The organism is Clostridium estertheticum (genome assembly GCF_011065935.2).
GTDB classification, from domain to species: domain Bacteria; phylum Bacillota; class Clostridia; order Clostridiales; family Clostridiaceae; genus Clostridium_AD; species Clostridium_AD estertheticum_A.
Genome location: NZ_JAAMNH020000001.1, coordinates 3,095,525 through 3,119,839 on the forward strand (window position 1 = coordinate 3,095,525; position 24,315 = coordinate 3,119,839).

At 32.0% G+C, this 24,315-nt stretch carries 19 protein-coding genes; all 19 read right to left on the reverse strand.

Annotated features, from left to right (window positions below; genetic code table 11):
• Positions 1-39: 39 nt before the first annotated feature.
• Positions 40-1,158 (reverse strand): 4-hydroxybutyrate dehydrogenase, encoded by a 1,119-nt coding sequence (locus G9F72_RS14795; protein ID WP_164955418.1) that lies wholly within the window; start codon positions 1,156-1,158, stop codon positions 40-42.
• 80 nt (positions 1,159-1,238) lie between these two features.
• Positions 1,239-2,609: an aldehyde dehydrogenase family protein gene (locus G9F72_RS14800; RefSeq protein ID WP_164955419.1), complete on the reverse strand. Its 1,371-nt coding sequence runs from the start codon at positions 2,607-2,609 to the stop codon at positions 1,239-1,241.
• Positions 2,610-2,648: 39 nt separating this feature from the next.
• On the reverse strand, positions 2,649-4,217 hold the full coding sequence (locus tag G9F72_RS14805; protein WP_411955958.1) for an acetyl-CoA hydrolase/transferase family protein: 1,569 nt from the start codon (positions 4,215-4,217) through the stop codon (positions 2,649-2,651).
• Between the two features lies 1 nt (position 4,218).
• Positions 4,219-5,520 carry an acetyl-CoA hydrolase/transferase family protein gene (locus G9F72_RS14810; protein WP_164955421.1) on the reverse strand — a complete coding sequence of 434 codons (1,302 nt, stop codon included), beginning with the start codon at positions 5,518-5,520 and terminating at the stop codon, positions 4,219-4,221.
• A 14-nt stretch (positions 5,521-5,534) separates the two neighbouring features.
• Positions 5,535-5,813: a NifU family protein gene (locus tag G9F72_RS14815; RefSeq protein ID WP_164955422.1), complete on the reverse strand. Its 279-nt coding sequence runs from the start codon at positions 5,811-5,813 to the stop codon at positions 5,535-5,537.
• 69 nt (positions 5,814-5,882) lie between these two features.
• Positions 5,883-7,334, reverse strand: a complete 1,452-nt coding sequence (locus G9F72_RS14820; protein ID WP_164955423.1) for a 4-hydroxyphenylacetate 3-hydroxylase family protein — start codon at positions 7,332-7,334, stop codon at positions 5,883-5,885.
• A 125-nt stretch (positions 7,335-7,459) separates the two neighbouring features.
• Positions 7,460-8,725 carry a hypothetical protein gene (locus G9F72_RS14825; protein ID WP_164955424.1) on the reverse strand — a complete coding sequence of 422 codons (1,266 nt, stop codon included), beginning with the start codon at positions 8,723-8,725 and terminating at the stop codon, positions 7,460-7,462.
• Positions 8,726-9,226: 501 nt separating this feature from the next.
• A complete protein-coding gene (locus tag G9F72_RS14830) occupies positions 9,227-10,666 on the reverse strand; it encodes a sigma 54-interacting transcriptional regulator (protein ID WP_164955425.1) in 1,440 nt (479 codons plus the stop codon).
• Positions 10,667-10,863: 197 nt separating this feature from the next.
• Positions 10,864-12,168 carry an acyl-CoA reductase gene (locus tag G9F72_RS14835; protein ID WP_164955426.1) on the reverse strand — a complete coding sequence of 435 codons (1,305 nt, stop codon included), beginning with the start codon at positions 12,166-12,168 and terminating at the stop codon, positions 10,864-10,866.
• Positions 12,165-13,277 carry an acyl-protein synthetase gene (locus tag G9F72_RS14840; protein ID WP_164955427.1) on the reverse strand — a complete coding sequence of 371 codons (1,113 nt, stop codon included), beginning with the start codon at positions 13,275-13,277 and terminating at the stop codon, positions 12,165-12,167. Before G9F72_RS14840 ends, G9F72_RS14835 begins: the two co-directional genes overlap by 4 nt.
• 19 nt (positions 13,278-13,296) lie before the next feature.
• Complete coding sequence (locus G9F72_RS14845; RefSeq protein ID WP_164955428.1) at positions 13,297-14,766, reverse strand: AMP-binding protein; 1,470 nt, start codon at positions 14,764-14,766, stop codon at positions 13,297-13,299.
• Positions 14,763-15,005 carry an acyl carrier protein gene (locus tag G9F72_RS14850; protein ID WP_164955429.1) on the reverse strand — a complete coding sequence of 81 codons (243 nt, stop codon included), beginning with the start codon at positions 15,003-15,005 and terminating at the stop codon, positions 14,763-14,765. The genes G9F72_RS14845 and G9F72_RS14850 overlap by 4 nt, the downstream gene beginning before the upstream one ends.
• A gap of 71 nt (positions 15,006-15,076) precedes the next feature.
• The gene (locus G9F72_RS14855) at positions 15,077-16,831 is read right to left on the reverse strand and encodes an Eco57I restriction-modification methylase domain-containing protein (protein WP_164955430.1); all 1,755 of its coding nucleotides are present in this window, start codon (positions 16,829-16,831) and stop codon (positions 15,077-15,079) included.
• A 137-nt stretch (positions 16,832-16,968) separates the two neighbouring features.
• Positions 16,969-17,604: a cyclodeaminase/cyclohydrolase family protein gene (locus tag G9F72_RS14860; protein WP_164955431.1), complete on the reverse strand. Its 636-nt coding sequence runs from the start codon at positions 17,602-17,604 to the stop codon at positions 16,969-16,971.
• Positions 17,605-17,626: 22 nt separating this feature from the next.
• Positions 17,627-18,865 (reverse strand): imidazolonepropionase, encoded by a 1,239-nt coding sequence (hutI, locus tag G9F72_RS14865; RefSeq protein WP_164956047.1) that lies wholly within the window; start codon positions 18,863-18,865, stop codon positions 17,627-17,629.
• A 78-nt stretch (positions 18,866-18,943) separates the two neighbouring features.
• Positions 18,944-19,840, reverse strand: a complete 897-nt coding sequence (ftcD, locus tag G9F72_RS14870; protein ID WP_164955432.1) for a glutamate formimidoyltransferase — start codon at positions 19,838-19,840, stop codon at positions 18,944-18,946.
• Between the two features lie 81 nt (positions 19,841-19,921).
• A complete protein-coding gene (gene hutH / locus G9F72_RS14875; protein WP_164955433.1) occupies positions 19,922-21,445 on the reverse strand; it encodes a histidine ammonia-lyase in 1,524 nt (507 codons plus the stop codon).
• Between the two features lie 224 nt (positions 21,446-21,669).
• Positions 21,670-22,530 (reverse strand): DMT family transporter, encoded by an 861-nt coding sequence (locus G9F72_RS14880; RefSeq protein WP_164955434.1) that lies wholly within the window; start codon positions 22,528-22,530, stop codon positions 21,670-21,672.
• Positions 22,531-22,730: 200 nt separating this feature from the next.
• On the reverse strand, positions 22,731-24,296 hold the full coding sequence (murJ, locus tag G9F72_RS14885; RefSeq protein ID WP_164955435.1) for a murein biosynthesis integral membrane protein MurJ: 1,566 nt from the start codon (positions 24,294-24,296) through the stop codon (positions 22,731-22,733).
• Positions 24,297-24,315 lie beyond the last annotated feature (19 nt).

The following is a 24,315-nucleotide window of genomic DNA, read 5'->3' on the forward strand; positions in this document are numbered from 1 at the left end:
AGAAGAGAGGTTCGCACCTCTCTTCTTATATTTTAATATTTAATATAAACTCTTATAAATATCTCTAATTTCATCTCTGCTTAGAGGTACATAATTATTATTTAAAAGTCTTTGTTGACCTACAACAACGCTATCTGCAAAACTTTCAATTTCTTCTACCTTCATACCATAATCTTTTAGTGGTTTTCTAACTAATAATTTATCAAGTACTCCAGCAAGTGAAGCAAACACATCACTATCTGCATTTACATTTAAAATATCTGCAAGTATTTTATTAACATCTTTAATTTTACCATTTGGATTTTTCTTATTGTAAGTTCTAAATACCTCAACAAACATCTGGTAGTTTGCTTCTCCATGAGGAACGTGGTAAGTGCCTCCAAGAGGATAAGAAAGTGCATGAACAGCCCCAACTCCTGTGTTACCAAAAGCAATACCTGCATAGTTACTACCTATAACAAAATCTTCAATTATTGCTTTTCTATACTCTTCACCTTTTTGAATAATTTTCATATATCCCTTTAAAATCAATTCCATTGCTTTCACACTAAATAATTCTGTGTAAGGATTAGATTTTGGTGATACATAAGACTCAATAGCATGAATTAGTGCATCAATTGAACTCGCCACAAAGAATTTATACGGAAGTCCTTTAACAAGTTCTGGGATAAGTACTGCATGATCTGCTAATAATTCATCTGTAGCAAGTCCCATCTTTGTATGCTTAGCTTTGATTTCAGCTATAGATAAATTTGTAACTTCTGAGCCTGTTCCAGCAGTTGTAGGAACTATTATAAGCTCCTTATCCTTTATTAATGGAACTGTTTTCTCGAATAAATCTAATGCTCTATTTTCACCCTTTATTACAAGAAGTTTTGCTATATCAATAACACTACCGCCACCTATAGCAAATATTCTTTTAAATGTCTTTCCTTTAATAACTGATAATACTGCATCAATTATCTCATCAGAAGGTTCACCAACACCAAATTTTTCTAGAAAAACTATCTCAGCTTTAAGATTTAAACTTCCGAAGAATGGATCATATATAAATTCATTTGATAATACAAAATCTCCTTCACCTATATTAAAGGTTTCTGCAAATTCTTTTGATGTATCAAATTTATGGATTTGTGATTTAATTGAAAATAATTTCATTATTTTTCCTCCTATTTTATAATTAATTTATATTAGGGAAATAGGTTTCAACTTAACCCGTTGAAACCTACTAATTTTATCTATTCTGCCCAGATTTCCTCAGCAGTTGGAACTTTAGCATCCTTATTAAAATATCCTATTCTTGATATATTTATTAAGTGATAATAAGTAAAGTTTTCAGATATTGAATTATTTCCCCATGATCCACAACCAAGAGTTGTAGATGGATTAAAGCCGTTATTAAAACTTCCGCCTGCTCCTGTAGATGATGTTTGATTAACAACTAATCTACTTATAGGTAATTCTTTACCTGCATATTCAATATGAGCATCATCATTTGAATGAACAGCTGTAGTATGTCCTGCACCTTCATATAAAAGATTAGTTTTAGCTAGTTGTACTGCTTCTTCAAAAGTATTGTAAGTCATTGTTATCATATATGGGAACATTTTTTCCTTGTTAAGTACATCTAGTGATCCTATTCCTTTAGTTTTTAATATAACTACTTTTGTAGCTTCCGGAACCACGACTCCTGCCATATCAGCAACAAACTGAACTGATTGACCAACAAGTTTACCATTTATTACACCACCTGGGAACATAACATTTCTAAACTTATCAATTGCTTCTTCATCTTCAATGTAGTATGCGCCATTGTTAGTAAAGGCCTGCATTATTTCAGCATGTTTTTCAACTGGAGCTATAATGCTTTGTTCTCCAGAGCATATGATACCATTATCAAATTTTCTTCCTGCGATAATATCTTTTGCAGCTTGATCAAAATCATAATTTCTATCAATAATAACTTGAACATTTCCTGCTCCAACTCCAAATGCTGGCTTTCCGCTGGCATAAGCAGCCTTTACCATTCCCATTCCACCAGTAGCTACTACTGTATCAACAGCTGACATTAATTCTCCTGTTAATTCAACGGATGGTTCTGCTATTATTTGAATCAAGTTTTCTGGTGCTCCGAGTTTCCTTAATTCATCATTCATTAGTTTAACAGCATGTGCTGAGCAATTCTTAGATCTTGGATGTGGTGCTACAATAATTGAATTTCTTCCTTTAATAGCAAACATAGCATTACACATTGGTGTAACTATTGGATTTGTGGTTGGTGTAATAGAACCTATAACGCCCTTTGGTTTTGCTACTAGTAATATCCCTTCTTTTCCTTCTTCAGGCCCCATGATATCTACTGACTTTTTACCTTTTAAGCTATTCCATATAGTCCTTGATTTACCCATATTCTTAGCTACCTTATCTTCATAAACTCCCATTCTTGTTTCTGTTACTGCTTCTTTTGCTAGTATTTCAGCATTATCAAATATAACTTTACCAATTACTCTAACTAATGCATCCACTTGTTCTTGGTTATAGTTTGCAATACCTACTTGAGCTTTCCTTGCCTTAACCATCATTTCATTTATATATGCTTTATTATCCATTATTATTTTCCTCCTATTTGTTATGTATTACTTTATTTATTAACATATATTTCTTTCAGATTGATCTATTTTATTGTTGTATTTAATTATTTTTCTATCCCTCATAGTTCCTGTAGCTAAAAATCTACTATGCCATCCTAAAGCTTTCTCAAGCATATGTGGTGTATGTTTTGCTCCAGTGAGTTGTGCATCTTCAAAATATTTCATAAGTGCTACTTTATAATCTGGGTGTGCACAATTATTAATAATTTTTAGTGCTCTTTCTCTTGGGCACAATCCTCTTAAATCTGCTACCCCTTGTTCTGTTACAATAACCATAACATCGTGCTCTGTGTGGTCTACATGAGATACCATTGGAACAATTGAAGAGATATCTCCTTTTTTTGCAATGGACTCTGTAGTGAATATAGTTAAGTATGCATTTCTTGCAAAATCTCCTGATCCACCAATGCCATTCATCATTTTACTTCCCATTATATGTGTTGAGTTTACATTTCCATATATGTCCACTTCTATAGCTGTATTCATAGCAATAACACCTATTCTTCTTGCAATCTCAGGATTATTACTTATTTCTTGAGGCCTTAATACAATCTTATCTTTATAAAAATCTATTTCTTCTTTAAATTCAACCATTTTCTCTGGAGAAGGACTTATGGCTGTGGAAGATGCCATTACTGCTTTTCCACATTTCAATAAGTCTAACATAGAATCTTGTATTACCTCTGTATAACAAGTCAAATTCTTAAAATTTGACTCACAAAGACCTCCAAGTACTGCATTGGCTACACTACCTACCCCAGATTGCAGTGGTAATAAATTCTCTGGTAGCCTACCTTCTTCTACTTCCTTCTCTAAAAACTGGATTAAATTTTTAGAAATTTTCTTTGATGCTTCATCAATGGCTGCAAGTGGTCTTGTTTTGTCTAAAAGATCTGTCATAACAATGGCTGCAATTTTTTCAATTCCACAAGGTATACAGGTTGTCCCAATTCTATCTCCAGGGTGCATAAGTGGAATTGGTTTTCTAAAAGGTGGTTTTTCTGTCATATATATATCTGCCATTCCTTCTAGTTGCATGGGTTGACTTTCATTCACTTCTACAATTACAAAATCTGCATTTTTTATATAACAAGCTGCATTCCCAATGGCTGTAGAGGGTACAATACACCCGTCTTCTGTAATTGCAACAGCTTCAATAATTGCCACATTTACTTTAGGAATCACTCCACAATCTACATATTGGGTACTATGACTTAAATGCATGTCTATATAATCTATATCTCCTTTATTGATGCTATTTCTTACTTCATTATTGGTTTGATATGGCAATCTTTTAGAAATAATTCCTGCCTCAGCCCATGCTCCATCAATTTCTGCCCCAACGGAAGCACCAGTATATAGTGTTAATTTCATTTTTTCACCAGTAGCTTTTACTCTAGCGGCTAGTGCCAATGGAACTGCTTTGGGATAACCTGATGGCGTAAATCCACTTACGCCTACTACCATTTTATCCACAATTAGTTTTGCAGCTTCCTTCGCACTCATTATTTTACACTCTAGACTTGCATTTCTTATTCTTTCAATATTCATACTTTCACCCCACATTTTAAAATTTTCTTTTAAATCTATTTTCCCACTCTTTTGTAAGTTCTGCTCTAAAATCTGGATGGGCAATCGCGATTAACACTCTACCCCTTTCACTTAAAGTTTTCCCTTTAAGTTCAGCAATACCATACTCTGTAACCACATAATGTATATCATTTCTTGATGTAGTTACCGCTGCACCCTCATCCAATAAAGGTACAATTCTGGATCTGGTTCCTTTACTTGCCGTGGATGGCATAGCAATAATGGATTTCCCGCCTTTTGCCATGGCAGCACCTCTTGTAAAGTCTACTTGCCCACCAACTCCACTGAACTGCTTAAGTCCTATGCTCTCTGCTACTACTTGACCCATAAGGTCTACTTGTAGACAGGAATTGATACACACCATTTTATAGTTTTGCATAATTACCAAAGGATTATTTACATAATCTACTGAATGCATGGATATCATAGGGTTATTGTCTGCAAAATCAAAAAGTCTTTTGGATCCCATTAAAAAGGTAACTACAATCTTACCTGGATGTAAGGTCTTCATTTTGTTTGTTATAACGCCAGCCTCTACAAGTTCCACCACTCCATCTGAAATCATTTCAGAATGAATTCCTAAATCCTTTTTATCTTTTAAGAATAAAAGTACAGCATCTGGAATCGCTCCAATTCCCAATTGTAATGTAGATCCATCTTCAATTAGTTTTGCACAATTTTCTCCAATTATTTTTTCTACATCGCCTATTTTAGCTGCTTTTAATTCTATAATAGGATTTGAGGTTTCAACAATATAGTCTATATCTGAAACATGAATAAAGTTATCTCCCATTGTCCTTGGCATATGCGTATTTACTTCTGCAATTACTAGCTTTGCACATTCTGTAGCAGGCTTTGTATAATCATTAGATAACCCATAACTACAATAGCCATGTTCATCTGGAGTGCTAACTTGAATTATCGCCACATCCACTGGCAAGATTCCTTCGCGAAAAAGCTCTGGAACCTTATAAAAAAAACATGGGGTATAATCTGCTCTACCCTCAGCTACCGCGGCCCTTGTACCACCACCTACGAAAAGTGCATTGTGATGAAAATACGGTTCCATTATATCCTTTACATATTCCCCTTTTCCTAGAGACACCATGTGTACAATTTCCACATCTCGATAATTTTCCTTATTTGCAATCATAGCTTCTATAACATCAATTGGTTCTGAACAAGCATGTGCTGTTACGACTCTATCTCCTGATTTAATTTTAGCTGCAGCTGATTTTGGAGAAACTATTTTACTTTTATAAGTTTCTTGCCAACTCACATTTGTCACCTCATTTACATATCTTTTTTTATTATTTTTTTATATGCATCCCACAATTCTGAACTTACATCATAAACTTGTATTACTTTCTTAATTTCTGGTATCTTTTTCTTCAACGTTTTTTCTACTACATCCTCTATAGTGATTTTAGCAGAAGGGCAACCTTTGCAAGCCCCTAAAAACTTAATCTCCACTATTCCATTTTCCACCTTGATAACTTCAATATCGCCATCATGTAATGCCAATTGGGGTTTTACTTCTTCTTGAATTATTTTATTAATTTTTTCTATCATATTTACCTCATTTATAAGAGGGGAATCCCCCCCTGTTCCTTTTACATTTTTCTAATAGATATAATAATTTTATTCGTTTACTTTGGCTATAGTTTTTGCTAATTTTTTCTTATATGCTAAGTTTCCCTGTCTTGCAATCATTATTCTTTGTGCTTGTGGTGATCCAGCTCCGTGCATGGATTCTGTTCGATAGCCTACTGCTGCTGTTCCAAGGGTCATATTTTCGATTAATCTTAAAATTTTCATACGATTTTCAGTAGAAACTGCTGCTACACCTTTTAAGTATTTATCTATATATGGTCCTGTTTTTGGATTTCTGAAATCTTGTTCTGAAGGCATTGTTACCATTAACCCTCCAGCTATATCTTCTGCAAGTCTACAAATTTCATAGGGGAATCTAGTAACATTTTGCTTACATACATTTGCAAGTAAATTATCTATTTCATAGTTTCCTGCTTTTGTTACATGCCCTTCTGCAGAACATGCTATTCCACAAGCGAATAGTGTTTCATTTAGGTGAGTCATTTCTATTAACTTATCCTTAATGTGTGTTGCTTTATGAGCCCCATTATATTCTGAAGCTACCGCTGCTGCTCCGATCAGTACATCACCAACGCCAACTTTACATCCACCATAGCTTTGTCTGTGATATCCAGCAAATCTTTCTACAAGCATTCCTGCAAATTCAGTTTCTCCATTTAAAAATATTCTATCATTAGGCACAAATACATTTTCAAATACAGTTAATGTTTCTTGTCCACCAAATTCACTATTTCCTCTATCAATCATTCCATCTTCTAGTTTTCTTGTATCACAAGATTGACGTCCATATATATGGAACACACCCTCTGCATCTGTTGGAACTGCAAATGATACTGCCCAATCTTTATCATTTTCTGTCATTGCTATTGTTGGCATTACAATTATTTCATGGGAATTTGTCATACCTGTTTGATGTGCTTTTGCACCTCTTACTACTATACCATCCGCTCTTCTTTCTACTACTCTTAAGTACATATCTGGATCTTCTTGTTTACTAGGTGAAAGGCCTCTATCTCCTTTTGGATCTGTCATAGCACCATCCACTGTTAAATCATTATTTTGAACATAAGTCAAAAATTTCTTGAAGTTCTCATGATAGCTTGTTCCATGTTCTTTGTCTAATTCATAAGTAGTACTAAATAAAGAATTGAAAGCATCCATTCCAACACATCTTTGGAAGCAAGAAGCCGTTTTTTGTCCAAGCAAACGCTGCATTTTAACTTTCTTTATTAAATCTCCCGTATTTTGATGAAGATGCGTAAAACGATTTACTTTTTCTCCAGTCAAGTCTGAAGTAGCAGTCATTAAATCTTCAAATTCTGGATTTTGCGCTAATTCGTATGTCATTGCTACAGAATTTAAAGATGGGCGAATAATTGGATGATCTACAACATTTTCTACTAATTCCCCAAACATATAAACCTTTAGATTTAATTTTCTAAGACTTTCTATATATTGTTCTTTTGTCATTAATCCCATTAAGAACAGCTCCTTTAATATTTATTTTGAATTTTATTAATTTTTATTTTATTTTCACTATTAATCATAGCAAAAACTATGCCAACTTCTCTATTATATATTTTTATAAAAAAGCCTTATCAGATTTATGTAATCATATGAAGTATGATTACGAATATTACAGTAAATAGGAGCCCAAAGGGATAGGTTGCTCCATAACCAGCTGCAACTTCATCAGTCTTCGTAGCATCAATTGCAGCTCCAAGACCTGGTGTACTTGTCATACCTCCGCATATAGCGCCTGCAATAATGATCCAGTTCATTTTAAATATATATCTTGCTACAAAAAAACCAGCACTCAATGCAACTAGACCAACTACAAAAGAAATTAGTGCAAGTGTTGCACCGCTTCCACCAAGTGCAGCTACAGTTTCATATCCATATTGTAATCCTACTATAGCCAAGAACAGAGAAAGGGATAAATCTCTTATAGCAGAAAGCACTCCGGTGTTCATTCTAAAGGTTAGTGGTCCGATCTTACCGATATGACCAAGCCATAATGACATTATAAGTACACCTCCAGTTGATCCCAAACTCATCCATTTAACAAATGGTATGTATATATTTATTGAACCAACAAAGTATCCAATCAAACACACTGTAAGAAATGATATTACGTCCATTCCCACTTCTTTAATGTTTTTTTCTTTAGTTTCATTGTCATCAAAAGATGTCATTTCTGATTTGAATCTTTCTTTTTCCTTTTCTACATCCATTTTAAATATAACTGGGAAAAAGTTCATAGCAATAATTACCACTAAAACCCCCGGTGCATATCCAATAGCATGTCCTAGTCCAACTTGTGCTTGTGCTACTGCACCATACTTAGCAGTGGCTTCTAAAGCTGCTGCCAATGCTGGTGAACTTGTTAAAGCGCCTGTATAAACCCCAGCAACAGCAAAATTATTTTGCCCAGTAAATACAAGTGTAGCTAAATATGTGGCTAATGCACCTGTAGCAGTTATCACACCACCAAGTACAACAAATCGGGCTCCATATTTCTTAACAACCTTTCCTATATCTTTTCCTGCAAGTAACCCAACTGATGAAATAAAAAGAATCAGTGTGAATGTAAATAAAGTATCGCTAACAACCCCATTTTTAAAGTAATTAGCCGCATATTTGGGTGCCCCTGCAATTAAACCTTTTTTAGGATTACTTGGATCTAACATAAAGGCCACACAGTATTTCGAATAAAGTAACCACCCAAGAAATATTCCAGTAAATAAACCTCCTGATTGTCCAAGATTGAATTTTCCAATTTTAATGTTACCTAGCAGCAATCCAGTAACCGTTGCTAAGAACATAGGAACAAATGGATTCGTTAAAAAAGTGTTTAAATCAAATTTCATTTTTTTATGCCTCCTCAATTAAATAGAATAAATATTTGTTCATTTAGTAAGTCTATAAAATAACACGTTAATTGATAATTTTGTTAATACTTTAACAAAACTTAGCAATTATATCCATTTTTCTCCAGTCGTTAATCCTATTAAGACTATCCCTCCATATATATATTTTGTCTAACTTTACATTTATTTATTTATGTAGCAATACCTGTGCCAAAGTTATAAACATGTAATATGATTTTTTTAAATATATTATACCTTTAATCTATATCAGTACATTTCACTTAGTATTTCAAGTAATTATTGTGATTATTTTCACAAATAATAAGTAAAAAAATAACACAATTGTGAAAACAATCACAAATATGTTATTCAAGCAATAATATTTGTTGCATAAAAGCAACAAATATTAGAAACCCAATTTAAAAATTCCATAATTCTTGCATAGTATATGTGTTTTACAAGATATATATTTTTTTTGCATTTTTGCAACACGTTTCATTTTTACAACATATCTTTTTCTAAATATCTTTTACGCTTTCTAACAAAAGTAGAAGCATCAATGCCAAGTAATTTTGCAGCATCTCTAACATTACCTGTATTTTCAAAGGCCTGACTAATAAGTTTAGCTTCTACTTTTCCAACTGCCTCTTTTAAATTACATATGTCTCCACTACCAATATTTTTTCCTATGCAGTTAAGATGGTTTTTCATTGGCAAGTCACTTCCAAATATTTTGTCACTACTGCTCATCACTATAACTCTTTCTACAATGTTCTTAAGTTCCCTAACATTACCGGGCCAATCGTAATTATACAGTGTATTCACTGCCTCAATAGTGAAAGTTTTCTCAAAATTATATTTATTATTTAATTCAGATAAGAAGTACTGAACTAAAGGTACAATATCTTCTCTTCTTTCTCTTAATGGTGGTATAGTAAGGGGGACAACATTTAACCGATAATATAAATCTGATCTAAAGGTTTTCTCTTTTGTCATATCTTCTAAGTTCCTATTAGTAGCTGCGAGTACTCTTACATCAATTTTAATCGATTTCACCGATCCAACTCTTTCAACTTTTCCCTCTTGGAGTACATTAAGTAGCTTAACTTGTATATCTAAAGGAAGTTCTCCAATTTCATCTAAAAAAACTGTACCTCCATCTGCCACCTCAAAAAGTCCCATCTTTCCTTCTTTATTCGCTCCTGTAAAGGCCCCTTTTACATATCCAAAGAGTTCTGATTCTATAAGATTTTGAGGAATTGCTCCACAATTAATTTTTATAAAATTCTTGTCACGCCTCAAACTATTTTTATGTAGAAATTTTGCAATTTCTTCCTTACCAACTCCCGTTTCTCCTAATATTAAAACAGTAGTATCCACACTAGCTACTCTTTTAGCAACCTCCAATAAATCTATCATTGTTTTATCCTTTGCAATGATATCTGATAAATTTAAATATTGAATTCTCATAACTTCTATCTCTGAATAATATTTTTCTGTAAGCTTCATATTTTTAGCTAGCTGTTCTTCTAACTCGTATAATTTCGTTATATCTCGTACATTTGTAACCACCATGCTTATATTACCCTTGTCATCAAATATGGGGTTACTAGAAACTAACACCTTTTTACCCGTACTAAATTCCTGCTCAATGGTATTAGATTTTTTGTTTTTTAATACCATAAGAGTTGATGACTTTGATATGTATCCCTCTTTTTCTAGTTCATACATATTCCTATTTATCATATCTTTTCTTTGTAAACCCGTTATATTTTCATAAGATTTATTAATCTTTAATGTGTTTGCTTTGCCATCGGTTACATATATACCATCAAAGGATGATTCAATAATCTCATTTAACTCTGTGCAATTAAGCTTTCCTATGTCACATTCATTAATGCAATTTAAATTACTTTTCATCATAGCATCCCTAATTTTCATAAATACACCTCTCACTCTATGAAAAATTAAGCTATGCATTATTTATAGAGTGCATAGCTTGTTTTTATTATATCAGAAAAAGTATAATTTAATATAACTATTTGGCCATTCTTTTAAATAATAATAGCCTTTCTTCGCTTTGACCTTTATAAAAACTTTTAACGTCTTACATATTATTCCTCAATTACAAAATATCATTAAAACATTCCCTTTACATTAAGAGAACACCATCTAACTAATTCACTCATTATTAAACTGCCATTCCAAGGAGAATCATAGAAATTCATATACCCAATTTTCACAACTCTATCTACACCAAAAGCCGTTACTCTGTCTGCAAAATCTAAAGTCTTGTTACTATTCTTTGATGCTATGCCAATGGTTTGTATGTTTTTAGTAATCAAAGGACATACATCTAATATATCATCCACTTGTTTTACAAATATAGTTCGTCCAGTAATAGGTTCTTCAAGCTTTAATTCACTATCAATTAGTATTGTATATTGAAGCCCCTTACTTATATAAAGCTGCTTATCCAAACACAGTGAATATTCTCCTCTTTTATTAATTATTTTTGCAGCTATGGCTTGCTCTAAATCTAAATTACTATATCTTTTAACCATCTTCTCAAATTTTTCACTTAACCTTTGCGCTATTTCCTCTAAAGGTAGTTTGCTTTTCTCTAAAAACAATACCTGAGGGGAAGAACATGCTTTTTGTTTAAATGCAATTATATCTGTAACTAGATTTTCTAAGTATTCTTCAAAGTCATCACTTTCAATAGCTGATTTTTCAAAAACTGCAAAAGAATACTTAGGTCCAAAAATTAAATCCTTACAAGTAGTTTTTTTAGGTAAAATAGAAATAGCATTTACTGCAGTTTCTCCACCCCAAACTATTCGTGCATCTGCTTTTAAAGACATCTCAGAATTGTGATACCCATCTTCACTATTAAAATAAATAAGGGCAATATTTTTTAATATAACTTTAGAGGAATAAGTATTTCCCTCATACATAACCAAAATATTATCTAAAAGCACCAATAATTTATATACTTCACTAACACATTTCTTTGACACGCGAAGAATATTACCATTTTTGCATAGTATACTTTGAAGCACTGAATAAATTCCGAGGGTAGCAACATTTCCTGCCATCCAATGGCATACTACACCCTTTGGTTGTGTTTTAATGTATTTTTCATCCTCTACCTGTACAAAATCATTTAGATATTCAATATTTCCTAAGTTAAGCTTTAACTGTTTTTCCATATTTACTTTCTTTAAATAAAAGCACAAGAATGGAACTCCTTCCATTTTTAATATTTCTCTGTTTGTAGCAATTTTCTTGCTATATTCATTTATAATAAGTATTATAGCTTGCACCGGGAATTCATGAAGATCTTCAAGATTCTTGTTTAAGCAAGTATCTATTTCATGAAAGTCTTGAAATATGAATCCATTTTCATTGAACTCTCCATTTAATCCATAACAATTTATCATCTTCCTACCTCTCTTTCCGCAAAGGTATCTCCACAGCCTCTAATTTCTGCTTTGTCTACTCGAGATTTATATCTAAAATACTTGCCTTGTCTACCACAAGGACAATTATCTACTCCTATAAATTCACCAATATCCTCAGTTAGAATAGCTTGGGACGGATAACTAGTACCTAAAATACTCATAACCTCTATAAGCCCTGTTTCACCAAGCTTCACCTCTTCTAAAGTCTGCAGGTCCCTTATAATAATCTCTGCAAAATTCGGAACATGCTTATGTCCATACACACAATCAATAAAAACTACTCCCACCTGTTCCACCATTCCATAAAAATCTATGACGTTGGCTATATTTGTGTTAAATACCTGCGCTGCAGTCTCTGAAAAAACATTCTTTTCCACCTTTTCAGAAATAAGTTTTTTCCACCCGCCACTATGTAATAGCTTTAACTTAGGCATATCCAGTTTTATTCCTTCCTGCTTTAATACATTTAAGAATTTAGACCACATTATATAAGTAAAACCATAAACTAAAATTTCTTCTCCATTATATGCTCTTTCAAACTCCACAAGTCTATCTATATTTAATTTAAGTTCACCATTTTCACTATCCATCACATAAAAAATTTTACTACCAAAAGTACTTAACCCTCTTATAGCCGCCCCACGTGCAGTTATATTGTCTCCTCTTTTGTTGCTGTCTATGCTATCTATTATAAGCATGGGTCTTCTCTTTCCTCCTAAAAAGCTTGTTAATGTACTTATTAATCCTTGTGTTTGTCTTATGGAAGTCCTTTTGTCTAAATATATTTTACTAGGAATTCCTGTGGTGGTAGCACTAGAGTTTAACACTCTTACCACTTGTTCTTGCTCACATATTCTAAGATCAAAATATTTAAACATATTTACAGGAATATATGGAACCTGCTCTAGTGTTTTGATACTACTAATATCTATACCTAATCTATCATACATAGCTTTTATATTTAAATTTGACTTATTGCGTTCTAGTTGCGATAAGATAATATTTAAAAGTAGCTTTTCCTTCTTTTCTTTTTCTATATTAAACTGCTCTCCCAGAACTATTTCATCTATCAATTCTGAAGCATCCATTTGTTTCACCCTCTTACTGTTATTTAAGTTTTTTTGTTAACACCTTACCAGAGGAATTTTTGGGAAGAACCTTTAGAAATTCTATATACCTTGGAGTTTTATAGGAGGGTAATTGCTTTTTACAAAAATCTAATATATATTTAAAGTTTATAGAAGCTTTATTTTCTAATAATACTACAAAGCACTTTATTGCTTCGCCTAAAATATCGTCGTAAACTCCAATAACTGCACATTCCACTACCTCAGGAATTTGTAATATTACATCTTCTATTTCCTTAGGACTTATTCTATTTCCAGCACTTTTAATAATATTTTTCTCTCTTGAAACTATATATATATACCCCTCATCATCCACTTTTGCTAGATCTCCCGTATATAAGTATCCCTGCTTTATAACTTTTTCCGTTTCTACCTTGTCATTGAAATATCCCTTCATTACATTTCCACCCCGGGCAGCAATCTCACCTATTTCTCCAGATTTCACAGGATTTCCTTGGCTATTTAAAACCACCAGTTCCGTTCCATTAATGCCTTTTCCTATAGAATTCATCTTTTCATTAATTAAATGTGGTGGTAAATAAGATAGCCTTGCTGTTCCCTCAGTCTGACCATACATTATAAAAATATCTACTCCTTTTAACGCATTTATTAGTTCACTTATAAAAATCTCTGACAATTTTCCTCCTGCTTGAGTTACGTACCTTAAGGTTGGAAGCTTAGTGTGCTTTATATCTGTCATTCTAAGAAGTATTTGATAATTGCTAGGAACCCCTGAAAAGCCTGTGCAATTATACTTATTTATATCCTCAACAACTGTTTGCGGAAACATAAATCTGTTATTAATTACAATGCTTCCACCTACCCTAAAATGAGTATGCAAAATTGAAGTTCCATAGCAATAGTAAAAGGGTAAAACCATTTCCACTCTATCTTGCACTGAAAGCTTCAGGTATTCTATTATAGAATTTGTGTTATACATTAGATTATAATGAGTAAGCATTACCCCTTTAGGACTTCCTGTGGACCCAGAAGTAAAGAGTATTACAGCTACGTCTTCTTCTATATTTATATCCTCACTATATTTTTTTTCATGCACTTCAGTAAAATCACACTCACTGTCTTGTGTATAAATCTCAACATCATCACAAACCAATCTCTTTATTTTTTCGCGGAATTTATTCTGCGTAAAAATTAACTTAATATTAAGAGAGTCAATAATATACTTTATTTCATTGCTATTTAATGCTGGATTTATAGGAACACAAATGACTCCACTTTTAATTATTCCAAAATAATTCTCAATAAAAAAATTAGAATTATCTGAAACCAGGAGTATAGCCTCATTTTTAGAAAACTTCTTATTTTTTATAAAAGAAGCTTTCCTATTTACATTTTCAAAAATTTTCTTATAACTTATTTCATTTTCAAAAATTACAGAGGTTTTATCGTATTTTGATGAAAACTCGAAAACATAATCTGTAAAGGTCATATCTGAATGCCATATTTTCCAAGTATTTTCTTAATTCCTCCTATGGTATACATTCTGGAAATATCTATCACCTCTAAGGATATGTCAAAAACTTCTTCTAAACTTGTTATAAGCTCTACATGTCCTAAAGAATCCCAATTTTCTATATCATCTGGTCCCAAATTATCACTTATATCCTCTGATTTTTTAAAATCAAATACATCTCGTAACACCTTGTTTAGTTTTTCTAAATTAGCCATAATAGTTTCCTCCTAAATTGTAATAATTTATTATATTCATAGCAAGATTTATGCCAAAAGCAAAAAAAAGATTATACTTCGTGGAGTATAATCTTTTTTTCTTCTTCACTAAAGTGAAAATAATCATATAAATAATTCTCGTCTTTGCCCTTAAGCTCTATCATAATTGGAATACATAATTTCATTAAATTATTTGGATAATACTCATAAGCATCTTCACCTAGTTTTTTTGCAAAGGTCTTAAAGTAAAATTCATAGATTTTACTATTTAATAAATATAATAGAAAATCATAAGTAAAAGGCACATCTTCTTTTAATATCAGTGCATAAACATCCGCACTAAAATAACTTCCATTGTCAAGGGCAAATCTATTGCTGCTTGCTTTAAAAGGGAAAATTATCTTTTCTGCTTCAAATATGTTTTGACTTCTGCCCCATTGAAGCTCATACCATTTCCTAATGCCCCTTTGGCACTCTCTTCTTTTTAATAGCTTTTCCGCCTTTGTCTCAATATGAGCTATAGCCCTTGGGTACTCCTGTGGATTTTTAATTAAATCTGAATATATTATGTAACAATCTTGTCTTAAAATGGAATTTTTTTCTATGTAGCTACTCTTAATCCAAGGTTTTATTAAATTCATTTCAATATTTTCTTTTAGAGCAGTATCACCACTTACTACAAAAGCTTTGTCACAGCCAGTTATTACCCCTTGATAACTATTACATATATTACTTAGATGCGTAAAACACCTTTGTTCTATTTTATTTATTATATTTCTCTGCTTTTCATCTATTAAAATCCAACCCTTGTCATTTAATTTGTTTTTATTAAGGAAAAAACTATTATATTTGTTTCCACTTTTTAAAAATATACTATTGTAAAAGTCACTTTTGTTTTTACCTTTTACAGTAATTGGTTTCATAATTTGAATTTCACTATCCTGATTTTTATAATTTGTTATAAACAGAATCACAGGATCTATTCCTATATTTTTAAATGGTCTTATACCGTAAAAATCGATGATTTTGTCTATAGTGCACATTTCCTTTAATACCTTCCTTAAATCCCCCCCACTAGGTGATTCTAAAAAGTATCTAGAAGTAATAAAAGTGAGCTTTCCTCCATTTTCAAGGTTTTCTAATGCCTTTTTAAAAAAACAATAGGATAAATCTCCTTTGTCTTTATAAACATCGCTGTATCTAACTTTCAGATGGTCTGCGTATGCCTTATCTATTGATTTTTTACCCACATAAGGTGGATTGCCTATAAAAATATCATATTTACATTCACTTTCATATAATAAAAAATCCACACTCAAAATATTACTGCATAGGCTACCCTTACTTAAATCATATAAATCTATAATAAGAATTTTTGTAGCTATATCGTCAATATCAAAACCATGTAAATTGTGTGTTATTATATGTTCATCAATACTTTGCAAATTTAAATTCAATCCATTTTTATCATTTATTATATTTAAATTATCTACATATAAACTTCTTAGAAGTTTGAAACAACAAATTAATATATTTCCTGTACCACATGAAGGGTCCACAATTTTTATATAAGGGTTCTCTATTATCTGCTCTGCCTTTACTGTATTTTCTATCATATAAGAAGATATGGGTTCTGGAGTGTACACAGTGCCTTTTTCTTTATTGTTTTTAATAAACTCATAATAAGCACTGCCAAAGCTTTTCTGATGTGAAAATTCTATTTCCCTTTTATAATTTTCTAACGCAGTTATTTTAAACATATCATCTATTGGACTTAAAATAATATTATATAGTTCACATATTTTCTGTTGAAACAAATCTAGCATTTATTATCCCCCACCTATCTACCTAAAAGTATATTAAAATTCTTTTAAAGTATATCATAAATGCAGACTATGGTGAAAGAAAAAAATAACAAGTCAAGTATGCTATCATACTGAACTTGTTATTTTTTTTAATGTAATTACATGCTTTCATCCACAACAGATAATATTTCGTCACGTTTTACTCTTCCCTGTTTTATTAATTCATTGCATCTTTCAGTAATCTCTTGTTTATAAGTTTCATCTTTTATACTAGAAAGATTTATTTTAACATTTAAAATTGCACTTTCAATGGATGCTTGAAGCATTAAAGCTGACACACCTGCATCTGAAATTGCATTTTTGTTACCTAACTTAGCTGCTATCTTAACATACTCATATATTTTGTATGATTCTTCTGCAACACTTAGTGGAATTTCTAATGCTTTTTGATATCCTTCTTGGATTTTAGCGCTTCTTATTTTCTTTTCTTCGTCACTTTCCTTTGGAAGTTTAAAAGCTGACATGAGAATTAAAAAAACCTCTGTATCTTTGTTCATTAAATCTAAAAATTTGTCCTTATGCTTAAGACATTCCTCTAGGTATTTGTTAACAAGCATTTTATCTTCATCGCTATATTCGTTATATGCCTTCTTACCTACCGTTAAATTGAACACCATAGCGCCTAAAGCACTGGCCAGCGATGCTCCAAGGGCTGCAACACTTCCACCTCCTGGCGCAGGGGAATTTGAACCTAACTCATTAATAAATTCTCTTACAGTTTTTTCATCTAACATTTTATATTCTCCTTCATTAAATTTAATTTTGTATAACAATTTTTCCGTTCTTTATTACTGTATCTACAGCATTAGCACCAAAATGATATATTAGGTAATTTAAATTTTTACTATTAAATATGGCAATATCAGCTTTTTTGCCTACTTCAATGCTTCCAATTTCACTTTCGCGATTAATGGCACAGGCCGCATTTATTGTCATTGCATTGATAATCTCTTCTGGGAACATTTTCATTCCAAAGCAAGCAAAGGTCATAACTGTCTGTAATGATTCCGTAGGTGAAGTGCCAGGATTACAATCTGTAGCCAGTGATACAGCCACACCTTCTTCTATCATTTTTCTGGCTCTAGCAAAATGATTTAACATTAAATAGAATGAAGTTGATGGTAATAGTACAGCCACCACATCATTTTCCGCTAGTGCCTTTATTCCTTCGTCTGAAGCTGCAACTAAATGCTCTGCTGATGTAGCTTTTAGCTCACCTGCAAGTTCCGCAGCCTTTACTGTTTCAACTTCATCTGCATGAATTTTTATGTTTAACCCAAATTTTTTCCCTGCTGTTAAAATCCGTCTGCACTCTTCTACTGAAAATACGCCTTTCTCACAAAAACAATCAATAAACTCTGCAAGTTTATTTTCGCTTACATATGGAATCATATTATTAATTATTTCTCCAATATATGCTTCTCTATCGCTTTTGTATTCCTTTGGCAACGCATGTGCAGCCATAAATGTGGATACTATGTCTATAGGGTGAGTTTCGTTTAAAATTTTGTTTACCTCTAAAATTTTAACCTCAGTTTGTAAATCGAGACCATATCCTGATTTGCTTTCAACAGTAGTAGTACCATGTTTAAGCATTATATCAAGCCTTTTTCTACTTTCTTCTATAAGCTGCTCTATTTTAATCTTTCTAGTGTTTTCAACTGTACTTAGTATTCCCCCACCACTATTTAATATTTCAATATATCCAACCTTATTTAGCTTTAGTGGCAATTCATTTTCTCTTGAACCGGCATATACAACATGGGTATGTGGATCTATAAGCCCAGGCGTAACAGTTTTTCCTTCTCCATCAATAACTGTGCACTCGCTAGTTAGATATTCTTTGTACCCATCTCCTTCTCCTACAGCTTTTATTTTGTCATTTTCAATGACTACATAGCCATTTTTTTTAATTTTGGCATCTTTAAATTCTTCACTTTTTTTTCTATAGCTTCCTTCGCAAGTAACTAGACAATCAATATTTTTTATTATAATATCCAATATACTTTCCTCCATTCTATATAAACTGTAATACCATAGTTATTACAGTTTATATAAAGTAAACTTCAAATTTTATTCCCAAATTCTCTTTTCTAAAATTTGATCCATTGAAAAATTTTCTATTTGTAAATAGTATTCCGCACATTGAATTAGTGCTTCCATTGGTACTAGTCCAATAACTTCACTTCCGATTACAGAAACACCATAACGTTTTGCTTCCATCTTAACCATTTCAAAAGCTCTATAAACTGCTGTTTTTTCATAATTAACTAAGTTCATAGATACCTGAGCTACGTTTCTGTCCTCAAGTTTTACTCCCATAGCTTTTACAAATCTTAAACCTCCACCAAGATTTCTAACAGTTTTAGCAATTTTATCAGCAATTTCAATGTTATCAGTACCTAAATTTACATTAAAAGCTACTAGTGGTACTCTTGCTCCAATTGCAACGCAGCCACCTTTTACATTGACTTCAGCTTTGCCGTAATCAGGTGCCCATTTATCTTCTTTGATTTTTTCAAAAAAACCTTCATATTGTCCTTTTCTAACTACAGCTAAATTTTCTCTATGAGGTGCTGATGCTGCCTTTTCATATAGATATACTGGCACATCAAATTTACTAGCTATTTCACTACCTACTCTCTTAGCTAGTGCAACACATTCCTCCATAGTTACCTCACTAATTGGTACAAAAGGAACTACGTCTAGTGCTCCCATTCTAGGGTGTGCACCTTGTTGCAAGGTCATATCAATGTTTTCATAAACTTTTGCTGCCATGTCTAAAATAACTTGTTCTACTCTTTCTGGTGTTCCAAAGAAAGTAACAACAGTTCTATTATGATCACTATCTGATGAATAATCCAGTAATTTTATTCCTTCTGCATTTCTAACTGCATCAACTATCTTTTCAATTACTACTTTATTTCTTCCTTCACTAAAATTAGGTATACATTCAACTATTCTTGACATTTTATTTTCCCCCTAAAGTTTATTTTTTATTTTAGTATATAGCTAAATTATACTGTGAAAATATAATTTAGCTATTGTAATTTAAACTATTACCTTTACCTTTTGTTCTACGCTTTCCACTATTGATCCATCTGCAATTAAATTAGTAACTTTATCTAATTCAATATACATAACCACATCTCTTTCAATAAACTGTACCTTTTCCCTAACCACTCTATAGGCTTCCTTTGTACCTAATCCTAAAGTATAGCCTTCTCTAAAATCTATAGCTTGACATGCTGCCAAAATCTCAGTTGCTAAAACTCTTTGTACATTTTCAATAATATCTCTGCCTTTTCTAGCTGCTATAGTTCCCATGCTTACATGATCTTCCTGGTTTGCAGAAGAAGGAATAGAGTCAACAGAAGCTGGATGTGCTAAAATTTTATTTTCAGATACTAAGGCTGCTGCAGCATATTGAGTTATCATAAACCCTGAATTTAAACCGCCTTCTTTTACTAAAAAAGCTGGTAAATCATTTAGTTGGTAATTAATAAGTCTCTCCAGTCTTCTTTCTGAAATACTAGCCATTTCCGCCATTGCTATTCCTAAAAAGTCAAAGCTTATTGCCATAGGTTGCCCGTGAAAATTACCTCCAGAAATAACATCTCCCTCTTCAGTAACTATTGGATTATCTGTTACGGAGTTAATTTCAATTTCTACCTTACTTTTAATATATTCTAATGCATCTTTACTTGCACCATGAACTTGAGGTACACATCTTAGTGAATAAGCATCTTGTACCCTTATCTCTCCTTGAGAGGTTATGAATGTACTTCCTTCAGTGAGATTCAAAATATTTTTAGCAGTTTGCATCTGACCAGTGTGAGGTCTTAATATATGTATTCTTGGATCGAAGGCATCTCTTATACCTCTAAGCGCTTCTAAACTTAATGCTGCTGCAATGTCACTTATTTTCAATAAATTAATACTATCATATACAGCTAGCGCGCCCACTGCGGTCATAACTTGGGTGCCATTTATAAGTGCCAAGCCCTCTTTTGCTGTAAGTTCTACAATATCTAAACCTGCCTTTTCCATAGCTACTTTTCCTGGTAAAACTTTTCCGTTAAATTCTGCTTCACCTTCTCCAAGCATTGGTAAAACCATATGAGATAGTGGTGCTAAATCTCCTGAGGCTCCAAGTGATCCCTTTTCCGGAATTACAGGGCATACTCCACTGTTAATCATTTCTATTAATGTTTTTAGTGTACTGAGCCTTATTCCAGAATATCCTTTTGCAAGAGCATTTGCTCTGAGTAGCATTATAGTTTTTACAATCTCCTTCGAAAAACACTTTCCAGTTCCGCAAGCGTGAGAAATTATTAGATTTCTCTGTAATTTCTTGCAGTCCTCTCCAGATATTGTTACGTCACTAAATTTACCAAAACCTGTGGTAATACCATATATCACTTTATTATTATCCACTATTTCATCTACAATACTTCTAGACTTAATAACTCTTTCTTCCGCTTCCTTGGTTAATTGTACCTTATAGCCTTTTCTTGCCACCATCACTATTTGTTCTAAAGTAAGATCATTTCCATTAATTTGTATGACTGTCATATGTTTCTCCCTCCAGCTTTTATAATTTTCTTAATAGTATTAATATTCTTTATCACTACCCAATAACCCTCTTAAAATGCTAGATTAAATATTCTGAATATTTTTAATTCGTTAATGTAGTACTAGGGTAAACTGCTAGCACCTTAAAATATTTCTTGGGCTGGTCACCTTCATGAAGGCAATAAAGAAATGGAACTAGAATTAAAAAGGGCTTAAAACTCTAGTTATTCCATTGTTAATATCACTACAGATGAAACAATCATTATACTTCCAATTATAATCCTAACTGATATAGGTTCCCCCAAAATTATTATTCCTAGGGTTAAGGCAACAATAGGCTCAATAGTACTAAAAATTGCAGCCTTAGAAGGACCTATTATTCTAACCCCTTCTAAAAATGCCATTAGTGCTACAGCTGTAGATATTAATGCTAATAATAAAATTGCTACAAGTGCGTAAAAAGAAATATGCATATTAAAATTTCCAGTAGTGATTGCTGCCATAAACATCATAACAGCAGATGCACATGAAATATAAAAGGTTAAAACATAACTATTGATGACCCTAAATTCCTTATGAGATGCACCTAGCACATATAACGAATATAATACTGCAGCTATACCTGCTAGTATTATTCCAATTAAATTAAAACTAGCACTCCTACTGTCAATTAAAATAAATATACCTATTGTGGAAATAATCAAAGATAAGATTTTTCTAGGATATATTTTTTCTTTATAAAACACATAGGAAAATAAAGTAACGATAGCCGGGTATGTATAGAAAATCATAGTTGCCGTTCCAATACTTATGTAATTATAGGACATAAATAAACTAGTTGAGGTAAATGTAAATCCGAACACCCCTATCATTATTACTAAAAATAATTGTTTTCTAGCTAGTTTCAAAGAAATGCCTTTAGATTTTAAATAATACAAAAGCATAATTGCTGCGAAAAAAAACCTAAGGAATAATGTGGTATATGTGTTGGCTCCTCCTCGATATGACAACTTTGCTAGAATCGGCATAATTCCAAAGGAAATAGCAGATAAAATAATAAATAAAATTCCTTTTGTTTTCTCCATAATAATCCCCCTTGATTTCACATTTTTTAACATCAATTTAATACCTTCTAAATTGTATCATCTTTTTGCCCGTTTTTCTTCATTTATGTATAAATTTTATAAATAATATAGGTAATATAATCTTAAATAAATTAAAAACCCTAGCTCTGTATATGAAGAGCTAGGGTTTTTAAATTCTATCTAAAACAGTTTTTTCAAAATCATTTAATATAGTATTTTTTCGCAATTTTTTGTTTGAAAATATCCCATAAATACATAGATTCTTTAATTTTTAAAAGGTTTGTTAGATAAAAATAGAATATTATCCCTAGGATTGAACATAGAAGTAAAATCATCGCATTAATTATAAAAGTCGGTGCTAAGTTCGTTATAAATATTTTTTTAATAAAGTATACTACAATTCCCATAATAATAGAGGCTATAGAGATTTTACCCAGTGTTTTAAGCATAGAATTAAAAGCAATACCTTTAAATTTCTTATTCATCTGGACTAGTAACATTAAGGTAATAACAACAGAGGATATTGAGGATGATAACGTGAGTCCTGGTACTGACATATACTTATATAAAACAGCACTAAGAATAATATTTATTACCACTCCCAACACACTATAAATCATTGGTGTTTTAGTGTCTTTTGCAGAGTAAAATGCTCTATTTAATATGTCTCGAACCCCATAGGCTATCATAGTTGGTGAATAAAATATTAATGCGGTAGAAACTAATTTAACATCACTTACTGCAAATTTTCCTCTTAAAAACAATACACTAATTAAGGGTTCTCTTAATATTACTATTGCAAGTGCAGCGGGTATCATAACTAAATTTATAATATTAATTGATTTCACTAAGGATTTTTTATACTCATCGTAATTATTTTGAACAATAAAGGTAGAAAGTATTGGATACACTATCATAGAAACTGCTACAGCAAACACTTCATAGGTGAGAAGTGTTACTTTATTTGCAGCTTCTAGAACCGAAGTAGCTCCTTCATATAAGCCCATGGCAAAAGATCTATTTATAAATAAATTAAATTGCATGGTTGCAGTACTTATTATTATTGGTATCATTAATAAAAACATCTTGTGAAGGTCCTTATTCTTAAGATCCACTTCTAATTTATACCTGTATCCTAGCTTTATAAACTTTGGAACATTAATTACGAATTGCACGAAAAAGGCTAAAACTGCTGTAATTGCAAAGCCTGTAAGCCCAAATCTATCCACAAAAAAGCTTAAGTAAATTATAAATATTAAGCTTGCAGATGCAGCCATAGCAGCCGGAATAGAGAATTCTTTGTGAGCTTGAAGTGCCCCTGCCACAATGCCTTGAAGGGTTAAAAATAGCACTGATAAGAACATTATTCTTAGTATTTTTACGGTTTGATTAAATATAATTGGGTCTTTTGACAAGTTATTCGCAAAAAAATACACTATATAATAAGAAGACAATATACCAATCCCTGTAATAATCAGGGTTAATATCATGGAAACATTAGTCACGTTATTTACAAAACTATTTCGCTCATTTAGTTCTTTTGTCTCAATATATTCCGTAAGAATGGGTATTAAAGTAGTACTAAGTCCATATCCTAAACTAGTAAAGAGAAATACCACTCCAAAACACCATACATAAATATCTGTTGCATAAGTAGTTCCAAATTTAGCAAACATTAAGCTATCGCGTACAATAGCTAGAATCTTTCCAATTATTACGAATAGCATTACAATCATTGAACTTTTCAAAACTTTGTTTTCTTTCATCGTACACTCCATTTTTTTG